Annotated in this window: 12 protein-coding genes and 1 tRNA gene; 6 read left to right on the forward strand and 7 right to left on the reverse strand. The window is 65.8% G+C overall.

What is annotated here, in order from left to right; all coding sequences use genetic code 11:
• Together QF036_RS01260 and QF036_RS01265 are read right to left on the reverse strand one after the other, a co-directional pair.
• A complete protein-coding gene (locus QF036_RS01260) occupies positions 1 to 483 on the reverse strand; it encodes an FHA domain-containing protein FhaB/FipA (protein WP_003800263.1) in 483 nt (160 codons plus the stop codon).
• Entirely contained in the window at positions 480 to 1,220 is a 741-nt protein-coding gene (locus tag QF036_RS01265) for an FhaA domain-containing protein (protein WP_307098492.1), read from the reverse strand. The genes QF036_RS01260 and QF036_RS01265 overlap by 4 nt, the downstream gene beginning before the upstream one ends.
• A gap of 391 nt (positions 1,221 to 1,611) precedes the next feature.
• Here QF036_RS01265 and QF036_RS01270 point away from each other — a divergent pair.
• A tRNA-Leu gene (locus tag QF036_RS01270) sits at positions 1,612 to 1,694 on the forward strand.
• 77 nt (positions 1,695 to 1,771) lie between these two features.
• Here the strand turns inward: QF036_RS01270 and QF036_RS01275 are convergent.
• The 3 genes from QF036_RS01275 to QF036_RS01285 form a co-directional block, all read right to left on the reverse strand.
• Positions 1,772 to 2,566 (reverse strand): hypothetical protein, encoded by a 795-nt coding sequence (locus tag QF036_RS01275; RefSeq protein WP_307098494.1) that lies wholly within the window; start codon positions 2,564 to 2,566, stop codon positions 1,772 to 1,774.
• Positions 2,567 to 2,854: 288 nt separating this feature from the next.
• A complete protein-coding gene (locus QF036_RS01280) occupies positions 2,855 to 4,210 on the reverse strand; it encodes an MFS transporter (RefSeq protein WP_307098495.1) in 1,356 nt (451 codons plus the stop codon).
• Between the two features lie 206 nt (positions 4,211 to 4,416).
• On the reverse strand, positions 4,417 to 5,382 hold the full coding sequence (locus QF036_RS01285; protein WP_307098497.1) for a 2-hydroxyacid dehydrogenase: 966 nt from the start codon (positions 5,380 to 5,382) through the stop codon (positions 4,417 to 4,419).
• A gap of 310 nt (positions 5,383 to 5,692) precedes the next feature.
• On the opposite strand from QF036_RS01285, the gene QF036_RS01290 reads away from it, so the two are divergent.
• The 5 genes from QF036_RS01290 to QF036_RS01310 are packed head-to-tail and all read left to right on the forward strand — an operon-like array spanning position 5,693 to position 11,317.
• Positions 5,693 to 7,252: an ABC transporter substrate-binding protein gene (locus tag QF036_RS01290; protein ID WP_307098499.1), complete on the forward strand. Its 1,560-nt coding sequence runs from the start codon at positions 5,693 to 5,695 to the stop codon at positions 7,250 to 7,252.
• 28 nt (positions 7,253 to 7,280) lie between these two features.
• Positions 7,281 to 8,210, forward strand: coding sequence for an ABC transporter permease (locus QF036_RS01295; RefSeq protein WP_003800279.1), 930 nt, complete (start codon positions 7,281 to 7,283; stop codon positions 8,208 to 8,210).
• Between the two features lie 8 nt (positions 8,211 to 8,218).
• The gene (locus QF036_RS01300; RefSeq protein WP_307098503.1) at positions 8,219 to 9,217 is read left to right on the forward strand and encodes an ABC transporter permease; all 999 of its coding nucleotides are present in this window, start codon (positions 8,219 to 8,221) and stop codon (positions 9,215 to 9,217) included.
• A complete protein-coding gene (locus QF036_RS01305) occupies positions 9,214 to 10,326 on the forward strand; it encodes an ABC transporter ATP-binding protein (protein WP_307098505.1) in 1,113 nt (370 codons plus the stop codon). The genes QF036_RS01300 and QF036_RS01305 overlap by 4 nt, the downstream gene beginning before the upstream one ends.
• The gene (locus QF036_RS01310) at positions 10,319 to 11,317 is read left to right on the forward strand and encodes an ABC transporter ATP-binding protein (RefSeq protein WP_307098507.1); all 999 of its coding nucleotides are present in this window, start codon (positions 10,319 to 10,321) and stop codon (positions 11,315 to 11,317) included. The genes QF036_RS01305 and QF036_RS01310 overlap by 8 nt, the downstream gene beginning before the upstream one ends.
• Positions 11,318 to 11,335: 18 nt before the next feature.
• On the opposite strand, the gene QF036_RS01315 is transcribed toward QF036_RS01310, so the two are convergent.
• Entirely contained in the window at positions 11,336 to 12,364 is a 1,029-nt protein-coding gene (locus tag QF036_RS01315; protein WP_307098509.1) for a 2-hydroxyacid dehydrogenase, read from the reverse strand.
• The gene (locus QF036_RS01320) at positions 12,361 to 13,662 is read right to left on the reverse strand and encodes a glucarate dehydratase family protein (RefSeq protein WP_307098510.1); all 1,302 of its coding nucleotides are present in this window, start codon (positions 13,660 to 13,662) and stop codon (positions 12,361 to 12,363) included. Before QF036_RS01320 ends, QF036_RS01315 begins: the two co-directional genes overlap by 4 nt.
• Between the last annotated feature and the right edge of the window lie 97 nt (positions 13,663 to 13,759).

Below are 13,759 nucleotides of genomic sequence, written 5' to 3' on the forward strand. Positions count from 1 at the left end.
CTACGGCCTCAATTCAATGACCGTCTTGCCGATTCTCACGGGTACACCAAGGTCCACGGGCAGGGCCCTGGTGAGCTGCTGGTCGGCCAGATAGGTGCCGTTGGTGGAGCCGAGGTCCTCGATGAACCAGCGGCTGCCCTGTGGAAAGAGCCGGGCGTGCCTGCCGGAAGCATAGTCATCTTCGAGTACCAGCGTGGCCTCCTGTGCGCGCCCCAGCAGGATGGGACTGGCAGCCAGGGGGACCGTGCGGCCCTTGAGCGGGCCTTCGGTGACCACCAGTTGGCGGGCCTGCTGCTTGGCTGGCGCGGGAGCCGGTTCGGCGAGTTCGGGATTCTTCCGCACCTGCCGTGCCGTGGGTGCCCCCGTGGCGGCCTTGCGGCCGATCATGAGGTCACGCCGCATGGCCGAGACGATGCTGAAGATGAGGACCCAGAGAAGAAGCAGGAAACCGAAGCGCAGGGCCGTGATGGTCAGTTCGCTCATGGGCGGCCGCCATTGTTGGCGGGCAGGAGGCGGAAGATGATTTTGGTCCGTCCCATCGTGATGGTGGAGCCGTCGGTGAGCTCCGTGCTGCCGGCCACTTTGTGTCCGTTGACGTAGCTGCCGTTGGTGGAACCCAGGTCGACGGCGGTGGTGGTTCCGCCGTGGGTCTGGATTTCCAGATGCCGGCGGGAGACTCCGGTGTCGTCCACCAGGATGTCAGCCTCTGATGAACGGCCCAGGACGACTGAGGGCGCATTGAGTGAATACCGCTGTCCGTCGATGTCCAGGACAGGCTGCAGCCGGACTGGCTGGCGGCTGGGCGCTGCCGGCACGTTTGCCCGCGGGGCGGCCGGCGCCGGACCGGAGGACTTTTCGGTCTTTGAGGTGATCTCGAAGTCGCCGGCCCGGTGGGATTCGTCCCGGCGGAATGAAATGCGGACTGGTCCCTGGAGGATGTACCCCTGGCTGCGGACGTGGTTGATCACGACGTCGCAGAGTTCCTCGGCAAGCGGCGTTCCCCATTCCTGGGCGCGCTGGAAATCCTCGTCGCTCAGGAGGACATCGAAGACGTTGGGTACCAGGGTGCGGCCGGCAGCGATCGTGATGGCCTTATGGTCCACTTCGCGGCGGAGGCGGCTCGCGATTTCCACGGGCTCAACCTGGGCTTTGGAGCCGGTGGAGAAGACGCCGCGGACGGCCTTTTCAATGCCGCGCTCGACCTTGTCCAGCAAACCCATGGTCTTCTCCTTTCCTTGCTGCTGAGGGACAGCACGTCCCGTGGAAGTCATTCTGGCAACGCAGTCACAACAAAACACCGTGCCCGCCGGAAGCGGGCCCCTATGTATCCGATACTACTTGCCACGTCTGCGAAAGACCTTAATCCACAACGCGCCGGGAAGCCGATTCGTTCACCTTCCCCCGGCTAATGTGGGCGCAGTCACAGGCCGGAACCGCCCCTCGGCCGCGGCCTCGGGGATCCTGTCATCCGTGTCCGCGCCCGGAAAACCGCGCCGCAAAGTAGCCGCGACGCCCCGATTAGGAATTTGCGGCGAGTGTCCGTTATGCTTGATCTCGCTGCTTTCACAAGGTCGCAAACCGGTTCCGGTAGGGCCAAGTGGAAGAAGTTGCGCGCGAGTGGCGGAACGGCAGACGCGCTGGCTTCAGGTGCCAGTGTCCGAAAGGGCGTGGGGGTTCAAATCCCCCCTCGCGCACGCATCAGAACCCCGGGAAATCAATGATTTCCCGGGGTTCTTTCTTGTTTTCGGGGTTTTTCTTGTTTTAGTGCCTGTTACCCGGCGGCCAGCGCGGCGTTGACGAGCTTGGCGAGTTCCGGCGCCGCACTTGCGGTGACGGCCCCGGCGGCTCCGGTTTTCACCACGGTGACCGCCAGTGTGCCCTTAACACCCGTAACGGTGAGGACGGCTTGCTGCTTGCCGGTGGGGAGGGTCTGGGTTTGCAGGGCGCTCACCGACTTGTCAGCCTCGACCGCGACGTCGACCGGCTTCATTGCACTCCTGATTTTCTGCCCCTTCAATTCGAACGTATACGTCGAGCAGTCACGGACGGCTGCCTCGCTCTTGTCGAACTGGGTTGTCATGACGGCGGGGTCCTTGACCGCGAAAACCGTCACGATCGTTGCCGTCTTCGCTGCCGCCGCCAGGCTTGCTCCCGCGGCGTAGGTGCTGCCTTCGGGAACCTGGGTGTTGTTGTCTGCGAGCACCCCACAGGCCTTCGGCGTGATGACGGCGTTCTTGAGCAGTTCCCGGGCGACGATGAGCCCCTGGTCCACCTGGGCGGCGGGAACCACAGTCAGGGCCCGTCCCTGCGCGTCCTTGAGTCCTGTGACGATCGCGGTGAGGTCCTCGTTCGTGTAGGTCTTCGCCGCTGCCGTCGGTGCGGCGGACGCGGAGGATGGTTCCGGCGTCGAACTTGTTTCAGGCGCAGCGCTGGAGGGCACTGGGTCGCTCGATGCGGACGTGCTGCCCGACGGCTCTGCCGTGCTTGAGGGGGCGGGTCCGCTGCAGCCCGCGAGGAAAATGGCCGCTGCCGCGGCGAGGGAGATTGGCGCGATGCTTCGTTGCATGAGTGGATCCCCGTTCCCTGTGCCGGCTGACCCGCGGGTTTTCGCGGGCCTGTCCCGGAAGCCGCCAGCCAGGGGACCGAAGACGGGAAAATTAGCCGTGCCGGTTCCCCCGGCCGCACGGTTGCTCCGAGCGTACGACGGCAGGCGGGCCAACACCAGAGCCCAGCAGCAACGTCAGAGACTTGCAGCAACGCCGCGGGGCGGGTGCCGGCATTTCCGACACCCGCCCCGCTCTGTCCGAATAATCCCGTCCCAATCGGGCGGGACGATCAAATCGCTGTCGATGGCCTACTTCGCCGTTGACGGCTCCAGCCGTGTTGTGCCGGCGGCTGGTGCCTGCTCCGCAACGTCGGAGGCCGGCTTACGCTCCTTGAGGAAGTACACGAGGATGGCTGCCACGGTGGACGCCGCAGCCAGGGCGAACAGGCCCGGCACCACGCTTCCGGTCTGCTCCTTGATGATGCCGAACCCGAACGGGGCCACGAAGCCGCCGAGGTTGCCCAGGGAGTTGATGATCGCGATGGCGGGAGCGAGGACCAGAGGGTGCAGGGCCGACTGGGGGATGGTCCAGAACAGCGGTGACGCGCTCTTGAAGCCCATGGCCGCGACGGCCAGGAACACCAGGGCAAGGACCGGGGTAGCGACAGCCGCCGCGAGGGTGCCGACGGCGGCCACGAGGAGTGCGGCGACCAGCAGCGGGCGCTTGGACTTAGCCTTGTCCTGCCATTTGGCCGCGAAGTACATGGTGACGACGGCGCACACCCAAGGGATGGAGGAGAGGAAGCCAACGCTCAGGTCCGTGGTGCCGGGGATCTGCTTGACGATGCTCGGCAGCCAGAACGTGTTCGCGTAGATGGAGAGCTGCACCGAGAAGTAGATGCCGCACAGCAGGAGAATCTGCGGGTTCAGGAGCATCTTCCAGCGGTTGGCCTTGCCGCCGTCGGCCTTGGTGTGCTGGGCGTCTTCCTGATCGATGGTTGCGGTGAGTGCCGCCTTCTCGCCGGCCGTGAGCCACTTGGCGTCCTGGATCTTTGCGTCGAGGAAGAAGAACACGGTGATACCGACGACGACGGAGAGCACGCCTTCGAACCCGAACAGCCACTGCCAGCCACGCAGGCCCAGGACGTCGTGCAGGCTCAGGAGCAGGCCGGCGATGGGGCCGGACAGGGCAGCCGCCACCGAGGATCCGGCAATGAAGACAGCGGTCGCCTTGCCGCGCTGCCCGGCGGGCACCCAGCGGGCGAAGTAGAAGATGACGGCCGGGAAGAAGCCGGCTTCCGCAGCACCCAGCAGGAAGCGCAGAACATAGAACATCATCTCGTTCTGAACGAACGCCATCAGGAAGGACACGATGCCCCAGCTGACCATGATCCGGGTCAGCCAGATCTTGGCGCCGTACTTTTCCATCATGACGTTGCTCGGAAGCTCGAAAATGGCGTAGGCGATGAAGAACAGCCCGGCGCCGAAGCCGTACGCCGCGGCGCCGATGCCGACGTCAGCCTGCAGATGGTCCTGGGCGTAGCCAATGTTGGACCGGTTCAGCTGGTTGCACACGAGCATGACCAGCATGACGGGCAGCACGCGCCGGAAAAACTTCTTCACGGCCGAAGCCAGATCCGTGACAGCGGTGTCTACAGACTGCATGGGGGGAATCCTCTTTGATAGAGCAGCAAGATCACGCTGCGGGGACTACGGGCCAGGCCGTTGTGGTCCTCGCCACAGCACGTATTAACTGTAAGCAGTGTCATTCATGCCCGTCCAACACGCATGTTGCATGGCGTGATACCCGCAGGGAACTACTCTCGCATCCTCGCTGCTCACCCTCCTGGTTCGGCCGGCGCACCGCCCGCTTAGCGGGCCCCGACGTCGGCCTTTACCGCTGTCAGGACAGAACCGGTGGTGACGTAGGAGCGCAGGTTGGCAAGGGTCAGTTCGGCCATAGCGGCCCTGGTCTCGTGGGTCCCGCTTCCGAGATGGGGCAAAAGGACCACGTTGTCGAGGCTGAGGAGGTCCTCCGGGACCTTCGGCTCCTCCACAAAAACGTCCAATCCAGCGCCTGCTAGACGCCCGGCCAGCAGGGCAGCCACGAGGGCTTCCTCATCCACAACGGTGCCCCTGGCGATGTTGATCAGATATCCGTCGGGTCCGAGTGCCTGGATGACGTCGGCGCCTACCAGTCCGGCTGAGCCGGGCCCGCCGGCGGCGGCCACAATCAGGACATCGCAGCCGGCGGCGAGTTCGACGGGGGAGGCGGCATAACGATATTCGACGTCGGCTACCGGATTGCGGCTGTGGTAGCTGATGTCGCAGTCGAAACCTTCCAGCCTTCGCGCGATGACCCGTCCGATCCGGCCGAGCCCAAGGATGCCCACCTTCTTGCCGCTGGCCTTGGTGGCCAGCGGGAAGTTGCCCTTGCTGAGCCATTCCCCCCGGCGGACATAGCGGTCCGCCGCGCTGGTTTTGCGCAGCACGTCCAGGTACAGGGCGATAGCGGTATCCGCCACGCACTCGTTGAGGACGTCGGGCGTGTTGCTGACGGTAATGCCCCGCTGGGCAGCCTGGGTAACGTCAGTGGTGTCGTAGCCGACGCCGAAGTTGATGACGGCGCGCAGGTTGGGCAAGGCGCGCATGAGGTCGGTGCCCACGCCGAACCGCCCCGACGTGACGGCGACTGCAAAGGACGGGCCATGCGTCCGCAGGAACTCCTCCTGCTCGACGGCGCCATCCGGGAGCCGCACGGCGCCGTAGTCCTTCCTGATGGATTCTTGGACGGTGGGCATGAGTGGTCCGACCTGCAGGACAGCGATGTTCTTCATAGCTGCACCCTAAGGATTCCGATCCATACGGGTCCAACATGTAAATGGCATCAATCGATGCTCGGACTGTATCGGTATCCCGCATCCCGCGGAACCACGCGGATTTCCAGGGGAGGTGGTGGCCTTCACAGGGTCCCGGTACCGGCCTAGCCGTCCTTGCGGCACCGGCGGCGCCCCGCAAAATCCTTGTGGACCCCCTGGACCTCAAATAGCTTGAGTCCAGCGCGGCCCCAAGCACCTGATCCTGTTGCCTTCTTCCACTCGTGCAGGAGCAGGCGCTGCCGCAATCACCCGATCCGGAGGAAATACAATGACGTCTTCTTCAAAGCTCCCCTTTCCCGCCGCCGTGCTGAAGTGGCCCGCCCTGGCATCGGTCGCTGTGCTGGGTCTGAGCGGCTGCTCAGTGGCCAATTCCGACGCCGCGGCCCCCTCCTCGAACACTGTCCGCGTGGTCCTGGGGCAGGAACCCCCCACCTTGGAAGCCTGTGAGTCGAACCTGACCTCCACCGGGGTGGTGGTCCGCTCGAACGTCACCGAGCCGCTGATTGAACGGAACCCCAAGACGGGCGAACTCGAACCGAAGCTCGCCACAGAATGGAAGGCCACCAGCGATACGGAATGGACGCTGAAGCTGCGTGAAGGCGTGAAGTTCCAGGACGGCACGCCCTTCAACGCCGAAGCGGCCGCCTTCACCATCGACAGGGCGGTCAACTCCAAGCTCGGCTGCAACGTGGAAGGCTACGTCTTTGGCGACGCCGACCTCAAAGTCAAGGCCGTGGATGCCAGCACACTGACGGTCACGACTCCCGAACCCGATCCCATCCTTCCGCTGCGCCTTTCATTCCTTGAGGTGGTTCCGACGTCGACCAGCACCACTGCGAAGGTCCGTGAGCCGATCGGCACGGGCCCCTACAAGATCGAGCAGTGGGACGCCGGCCAGAAGATCACGCTCTCCACCTGGGACGGCTACTGGGGGGACAAGCCCGCCTACGCCAAGGCCGAGTACCAGTGGCGTTCCGAAAGCTCCGTGCGGGCGGCCATGGTCACCAGCGGTGAGGCCGACGTCGCCATGGGCTTGAGCCCGGACGACAACATCGGCGACCTCGGCGTTGACTACCCCAACAATGAAACAGTTGCCCTGCGTCTCGACGCCAACGCCGCGCCGCTCAATGACATCCGCGTCCGCCAGGCCATCAACTACGCGATCGACAAGGAGGGAATCGTCAACTCCCTCTACCAGGGCAAGCACAAGGTGGCCGCGCAGCTGGTTCCCGAGGGCGTCGTGGGCCACAACTCCGCACTGACGGGATGGCCGTTCGACCTCGACAAAGCCAAGTCCCTTGTTGCCGAAGCAAAGGCCGACGGCGTGGACACGTCCAAGCAGATCTCGCTGGTGGTCCGCAGCGCCCAGTTCCCCAAGATCACCGAGCTGGGCCAGGTCCTCCAGGAGCAGCTCGGCCAGGCCGGCCTGAACGTCAAGCTGAAGATGCTCGAAACCAGCCAGCACCTGACCTACCAGGTCCGTCCGTTCCCGAAGGACGAGGGTGCCGTGGCCCTGATGACCCAGCACGGCAACCAGGCGGGCGATGCAGCCTTCACCGTGGACCAGTACATGCTGTCCACCGGGGCGCAGAGCTACTTCGGCACCCCCGAGTTTGACGCCATGATCAAGAAGGCCGACGCCGCGTCCGGCGACGAGCGGAAGAAGGACTTCGAGGAGATCTTCGCCTACCAGAACGACAAGGTTGTGCAGTTCGCCCACATCTCGCACCAGACCGGCATCATCGGCAAGGCCAAGTCCGTGAACTACACGCCCAACTCGTCCAGCGGGGATGAGCTGCGTGTCTCGGAAATGGCCCCGGCAAGCTAGCCCGGACTTCCGGGAGAGAAGGACAGCCATGCTGATCTACTTGAGGAAGCGGATTGTCTCCAGCGCTTTGCCGCTGGTGGTGGTGATCGTCGGGGTGTTTGCCCTGGCCAGGATGACGGGAAATCCGGCCAGCCTGTACCTGCCCCTGAACGCCACCCAGCAGATGCGTGACGATTTCACGGCACGCAACGGCCTGGACCAGCCGTTGCTGGTGCAGATGGCCGACTACTTCGGCGGGGTGTTCCGGCTCGATTTCGGACAGTCCCTGCGCACCGGGCAGGATGCGGCAGCCATGGCGCTGCGTGCATTCCCCGCCACCCTGCAGCTCGCGGCCACCACCATGGTGCTGGCCGTGCTGCTGGCACTCGTGGTGGGGTGCTGGGCCGCGCTGAAGCCGAACGGCATTGCGGACCGGATCTCAAGTTTCGTCTCCATGGCTGCGGCTTCAATCCCGGATTTCTGGCTGGCAATCGTGGGCATCTGGGTATTCGCCATCACCCTGGGCTGGCTGCCGACATCAGGTGTGTCGGGAGCCAGCGCCTGGGTGCTGCCCATCGCCACCCTGCTGCTGCGGCCGTTCGGGGTGCTGGTCCAGATTGTCCGCGGTTCCATGGTGTCGGCGCTCTCGGAGCCCTACATCAAGCTGGCCCGCAGCCGCGGTGCCGGCGAGCTCCGGGTGGTCACGCACCACGCGCTGCGCAACGCCGCGGCCCCGGCCCTGACAGTGGCAGGCGACCTGACCGTGGGACTGGTCAACGGCGCAGTCGTGGTGGAGACCATCTTCGGCTGGCCCGGCATTGGCAAGCTCATGATCGACTCGATTCTGCAACGGGACTTTGCCGTCCTGCAGGCAGCCGTCCTGCTGACCGCCGTCGCGATCTTCGCCCTGAACATCCTCATCGACATGGGGTACGCGCTGCTGGATGCGCGCGTCCGTCCCGTCACGGTTAAGGCCTAGGAGTAGCCATGCAGAGTTCACTCACCGAGGGGCCGGCAGCGGAGCAGCTGCCGCCGGACACCCAGCCCCAGGAGCACACCAAGGAAAGCAAACAGGACGGAAAGCTGGGCCTGTTCGGCCTCCTGCTCAAGGACCGTTTCGCCACTGTGTCGGCGCTGATCCTGGTCTTCGTCGGCCTGACGGCCCTCATCGGACCCGCCCTGATGGGGGACCTGGCCACCAAACAGAACCTGCTGTTCGCCAACAAGGCACCGTTCACGTTGGCGCACGGCTGGGAGTACTTCCTGGGCAGTGATTCGCTGGGCCGGAGCGTGCTGGCCCGGCTGGTGGTGGCCAGCCGGACCACCCTGTCTGTCGCCGTGCCTGCCGTCGCGGTTGCCCTGGTCATCGGTTCGCTGTGGGGCGTCTGGGCAGGCTACCACCGCGGCTGGCGGGAGAACGTGTCCATGCGCATCGCCGACGTCATCATGAGCTTCCCCTCCCTGCTGCTCGCCGTCGTCGTGCTTTACGTCTTCAGCCCCAGCGCAGCCAACATCGTCCTGATCCTGGCCCTGACCCGCATTCCCATCTACCTGCGCACCGCCCGCGCCGAATCGGCGGAGCTCCAGAGCCGGACGTTCGTGGATGCTGCCCGCACGTTCGGGGCCAAGCCCAGTGCAATCATCGTCCGGCACGTCATCCCCGTGGTGCTGCCGACCCTGCTCACGCTGGCCACCCTCGAGTTCTGCTACGTGATGCTCGCCGAGTCCTCGCTGAGCTTCCTGGGCATCGGCATCCAGCCGCCGGACGTCAGCTGGGGCCTCATGGTTTCCCAAGGCCGGCAGTACCTGCAGACCGCGTGGTGGCTGTCCATCTTCCCCGGCGTCGCGATCGTGGTCACCACCATCGCCGCTAACGTCCTCGCCGCGTGGCTGCGGATCGCCACCGATCCGGCCCAACGCTGGCGCCTGGCACTTCCCCGCAAGCGGCTGATCGCCCGCATTCCAGTGAAGGAGACCCAGCCGTGAAAACAGCTGCCGAACAGGCTCCCGTGAAACGCTCCCGTGCCGCAGAAACAACTGCTGCCCCCGTCACTAGCGGGGCAAAAGCGCACGACGTCGTCCTGCAGGTCCGCGACCTCGCCGTTGACATCCGTACCCACCGCGGCACCGTGCGCGCGGTGAACAGTGTGGGATTCGAAGCCCGCGCCGGGGAAACCCTGGCGCTGCTCGGCGAATCCGGCTGCGGCAAGTCCATGACCGCGAAGGCCCTGGCCGGCATCATGGATCCGGTTTGCGACCTGGCCGACGGCGAGATCCTCCTCAACGGGACCGATCTAGCCGCCCTCAGCCCCAAGGAACGGCTCAAGTTCGCCGGCCCCGGCCTGGGCATCGTCTTCCAGGACGCCCTGACCGCGCTGAACCCGGTATATACAGTAGGAACCCAGCTCGGCGAGGCGTTCCGCATCCACCGCGGCCTGAATGCCAGGCAGGCGCGCATTGAAGCGATAGACCTGATGAAGCGTGTGGGCATTCCCGAGCCGGAATCACGGGTCAACTCCTACCCGCACCAGTTCTCCGGCGGCATGCGCCAGCGCATCCTCATCGCGATGGCCGTGGCCCTCAATCCCCGCCTGCTGATTGCCGATGAACCCACCACCGCCCTGGACGTCACCGTCCAGGCCCAGATCATGCAGCTGCTACGGACCCTCCGCGAAGAGGGCCAGATGGCCGTCATCCTCATCACCCACGACCTCGCAGTCGTCGCGGAGGAAGCCGACTCCGTGGCCGTGATGTACGCCGGGAACGTCGTGGAAAGCGGACCCGTATCCGAGGTTTTCGCCCATCCCCGGCATCCCTATACCAAGGGGCTACTGGAGTCGGTGCCCGTCCACCTGGAGCGCGGCGCCCAGCTGAAGTCCATTCCGGGCAGCCCGCCGGAGCTCCACGACATCCCTGCCGGCTGCGTCTACCAGTCGCGCTGCCCGCTGGTACAGGACATCTGCCGGGCAGAACGGCCCGCCCTCCGGCCGGTCAGCAGCCAGGTCAACAGTCCGGTCAACGACGCCGACGGCGGCTCGCCGCGACCGCCCCGCACCGCCGCCTGCCACTTCAGCGAGGAGATCAACAATGCCTGAGCCGCTTCTGGCCATTGACAGCCTGACCAAGACGTTCCATGTGGCCAAGAGCGCCAGCGGAAACACCCGGCTCAAGGCCCTGGACGGCATCAGCCTGACAGTCGGCCGCGGGGAAACCCTCGGCCTGGTCGGCGAGTCCGGCTGCGGCAAGTCAACCCTGGCGCGGACCCTGATGATGCTGGAAACGCCGGACGAAGGATCGGTGAGCTTTGAGGGGACCAACCCGTTCGGGCTCCGCGGCAAGGAGTTGCTGAACTGGCGCCGGCGGGTGCAGATGGTGTTCCAGGACCCGTTCGCCTCCCTGAATGCCCGCATGAACGCCGGCGACATCATTGCCGAACCGTGGGCTACGCACCGGAGCCTGTATCCGACGTCGAAGGAACGCGAGGCCCGGGTCCGCGAACTGCTCCAGATGGTGGGGCTGCGCCCTTCCGATGCCCGCAAGTCGCCACAGGAGTTCTCCGGCGGACAGCGCCAGCGCATCGGCATCGCCCGAGCGTTGGCACTGAACCCGGACGTCATCATCCTCGACGAGCCCGTGTCCGCCCTGGACCTGTCCGTCCAGGCACAGGTCCTGAACCTGCTCAACGAGCTGCAGAAGGAACTCGGAGTTTCGTACATCTTTATCTCGCACGATTTGACGGTGGTCCGGCATGTGGCGGACCGGGTGGCCGTGATGTACCTCGGGCGCATCATCGAAACGGGCGCCACCGATGAGGTCTTTGACCACCCCAGGCACCCGTACACGGCGGCCCTGATGTCGGCGTCCCCGAAACTGGATGTCAGCGGAACGCAGCGGGACAGGATCGTTCTTCGGGGCGAGCTTCCGTCGCCGCTGGATCCGCCGTCGGGCTGCCGCTTCCGGACGAGGTGCTGGAAGGCGCAGGACATCTGTGCCGAAGTGTCACCGGAACCGCAGGTGCTGGCGGCCCCTGACGGCACGCGTCACCTCGCGGAGTGCCATTTCCCGCTCGATTCCATCAAGTTATAGTGCAGCTCGTTTTGACTGCTATTTAGCCGGAACGGGACGTGCCACCAGGTTCACCAGGCCCTCGCCGCGGGCGAGCCGGCCGATATTGGCGGCAATGTCGGCCGCCCGGCGTTCAAACGTGATGCGCGCATGGCCGGAATGGTGCGGTGTGAGCACTGTGTTTTCCAGTTCCGCGAAGGGCCGCTCCGACGGCGGGACCACGCCGTCCGCCGGCTGCCCCCACCACACGTCGATCCCCGCTCCGGCGATGCGCCGGTCCTTCAGCGCCGCATACAGCGCCGCCTGGTCAACCACCGGGCCGCGGGCCACGTTGATGAGGAAAGCCGACGGTTTCATGGCGGACAGTTGAGCCGCCCCGATCATCCCCTTCGTGCCGGCATCCAGCGGTACCGTGACCACGACGACGTCGGACGCGGCCAGCAGCTCAGGGAGCTGTTCGTTCCCGCCCACCCAGTCGAGCCGGACGCCGTCGGGAAGAGGGGCGGACGGGTTCCGCCGGACAGCCCGGACCGTCATTCCCAGCGATCCGGCAAGACGGGCCACCTCGGCACCGATGGACCCCAGGCCCACCAGTCCCAGGGTCAGGTCGGCAAGGACGGGATGGAAGGGCACGCCGGCGTCGGTGGCGATGGTCCGCCATTCCCCCCGGCGGAGCGCGCGTTCGGCAGCGGCAACATTGCGCGACAGCATCAGGGTGACCATGAGGACATGCTCCGCGATGGGCCGCGCGTGGTGGAAGGTGTTGGCCACCAGCGCCGGCGGCTGCAGCTGCGGGAACGAGATCTTGTCGTAGCCAGCGCCAGTGACGTGGACCAGGCGCACCGCGGAGGCCGTCTCGGCCTCCGCGGGGCTGAGGGAGGAACAGACGACGACGTCGGCCCCCGCCAGTGCGTCAAGCCGGCGTTCCGCGGTCCAAGCCGCCGCCATGTCCCAGTGGTGAGTGCCGCCGTCGGACTTTAACTGGTCGGCAAACCGGCTGATGATGGGGTCGGTGACCACGATCTTCAGGGATTCCAGTCCGTCCGGCTGGCCCGGCCCGGCCTTCACCACCGGGGGCTCTGAAGCTCGTAGGACGGGCGGAGCCGCTTCATGTAGCCGGTGTCATCCCGGCTCCTGAGTCCGCAGTCCAGATACTGGCGGTGCAGGCGTCCCAGGGCGTCCCGGTCGACTTCCACTCCGAGGCCCGGACCGGTGGGAACCTGCACGGCGCCGTCCGTGAACGCGAACACGCCACCGGCGATGACGTCCTCGGACGGGTCCTTCCACGGCCAGTGGGTGTCGCACGCGTAGTCGAGGTTGGGGGTGGCCGCCGCAAGGTGGACCATGGCGGCAAGGCTGATGCCCAGGTGGGAATTGGAGTGCATGGACAGTCCCAGGCCGAACGTCTCGGTGATGCCGGCCAGGAACTGGCTCCGGCGCAGGCCGCCCCAGAAGTGGTGGTCCGAGAGGATGACGTCCACGGCACCGGCCGCCACGGCGGGGGCCACATCGGCGAAGCTGACCACGCACATGTTCGTTGCCAGCGGCATGCCCACCTCCCGGCGGACGGCGGCCATGCCGTCAATCCCGGGAGTGGGGTCCTCAAGGTATTCCAGGACCCCGTGCAGTTCCTTGCCCACCCGGATGGAGGTTTCCACGTTCCAGGCGCCGTTGGGGTCGATGCGGAGCGGCAAGTCGGGGAATTCAGCCCGGAGTGCCTGGATGGCCGCGATCTCCTCCTCGGGCGGGAAGACGCCGGCCTTCAGCTTCAGCGCGCTGAGGCCGTAGGTGTCCACCATGGTCCGGGCCTGCCTGACGATGCCCTCGGGCTCCAGGGCGGCGCCCCAACTGTCCTCTGCCTGGCCCGGGTGGCCTGCCCACTTGTAGAACAGGTAGCCGCTGAACTGGACTGATTCGCGGACGGCGCCGCCGAGGAGGTCGCTCACGGGCCTGCCCAGCAGCTTGCCCTGGATATCCAGCGCAGCGACGTCGAACGGGGACAGCACGCGGTCTGCGGTGCTCGAACCCGTGACCATGCCGCTCATGCCGTGGCCGCCCTCGATCGTGTCCTGCTGCAGCGCCTGGGCGATCCGGCTGCGCAGCTCGTTGATGTTGAACACGTCCGTCCCGGGCAGTGCAGAGGCCGCCAGCTGGAGCCGTGCGAGGTGGCCGGCGTCGCCGTACGTTTCACCGAAGCCCGAAACGCCGGCGTCCGTGTGGACCTCGACGATGGCCCGCAGGGCAAACGGCTCATGGACACCCACGGCGTTGAGGAGAGGCGGGTCCTTGAAGGCCACCGGCGTAATGGAGACGCCGGTGATCCGGGCCTGGTTGAGGTGCTGGGCGGGGTCGTATGCCTGGTTCACTGCGCTGTGCTCCTTGGATTGCCTGTGCATTTTGGCCCTTTTGGGGTTGATAAAAGCTGCTTTGTTCACGACCATAAGGTGAGTTATCAATTCAAGT

This window comes from Arthrobacter globiformis (assembly GCF_030817195.1).
Lineage (GTDB): Bacteria > Actinomycetota > Actinomycetes > Actinomycetales > Micrococcaceae > Arthrobacter > Arthrobacter globiformis_D.

Excerpts from the sequence above, each read along its gene's own strand:
- QF036_RS01260 (WP_003800263.1), bottom strand. The coding sequence starts at position 483 with ATGAGCGAACTGACCATCACGGCCCTGCGCTTCGGTTTCCTGCTTCTT.
- QF036_RS01265 (WP_307098492.1), bottom strand. The coding sequence starts at position 1,220 with ATGGGTTTGCTGGACAAGGTCGAGCGCGGCATTGAAAAGGCCGTCCGC.
- QF036_RS01275 (WP_307098494.1), bottom strand. The coding sequence starts at position 2,566 with ATGCAACGAAGCATCGCGCCAATCTCCCTCGCCGCGGCAGCGGCCATT.
- QF036_RS01280 (WP_307098495.1), bottom strand. The coding sequence starts at position 4,210 with ATGCAGTCTGTAGACACCGCTGTCACGGATCTGGCTTCGGCCGTGAAG.
- QF036_RS01285 (WP_307098497.1), bottom strand. The coding sequence starts at position 5,382 with ATGAAGAACATCGCTGTCCTGCAGGTCGGACCACTCATGCCCACCGTC.
- QF036_RS01290 (WP_307098499.1), top strand. The coding sequence starts at position 5,693 with ATGACGTCTTCTTCAAAGCTCCCCTTTCCCGCCGCCGTGCTGAAGTGG.
- QF036_RS01295 (WP_003800279.1), top strand. The coding sequence starts at position 7,281 with ATGCTGATCTACTTGAGGAAGCGGATTGTCTCCAGCGCTTTGCCGCTG.
- QF036_RS01300 (WP_307098503.1), top strand. The coding sequence starts at position 8,219 with ATGCAGAGTTCACTCACCGAGGGGCCGGCAGCGGAGCAGCTGCCGCCG.
- QF036_RS01310 (WP_307098507.1), top strand. The coding sequence starts at position 10,319 with ATGCCTGAGCCGCTTCTGGCCATTGACAGCCTGACCAAGACGTTCCAT.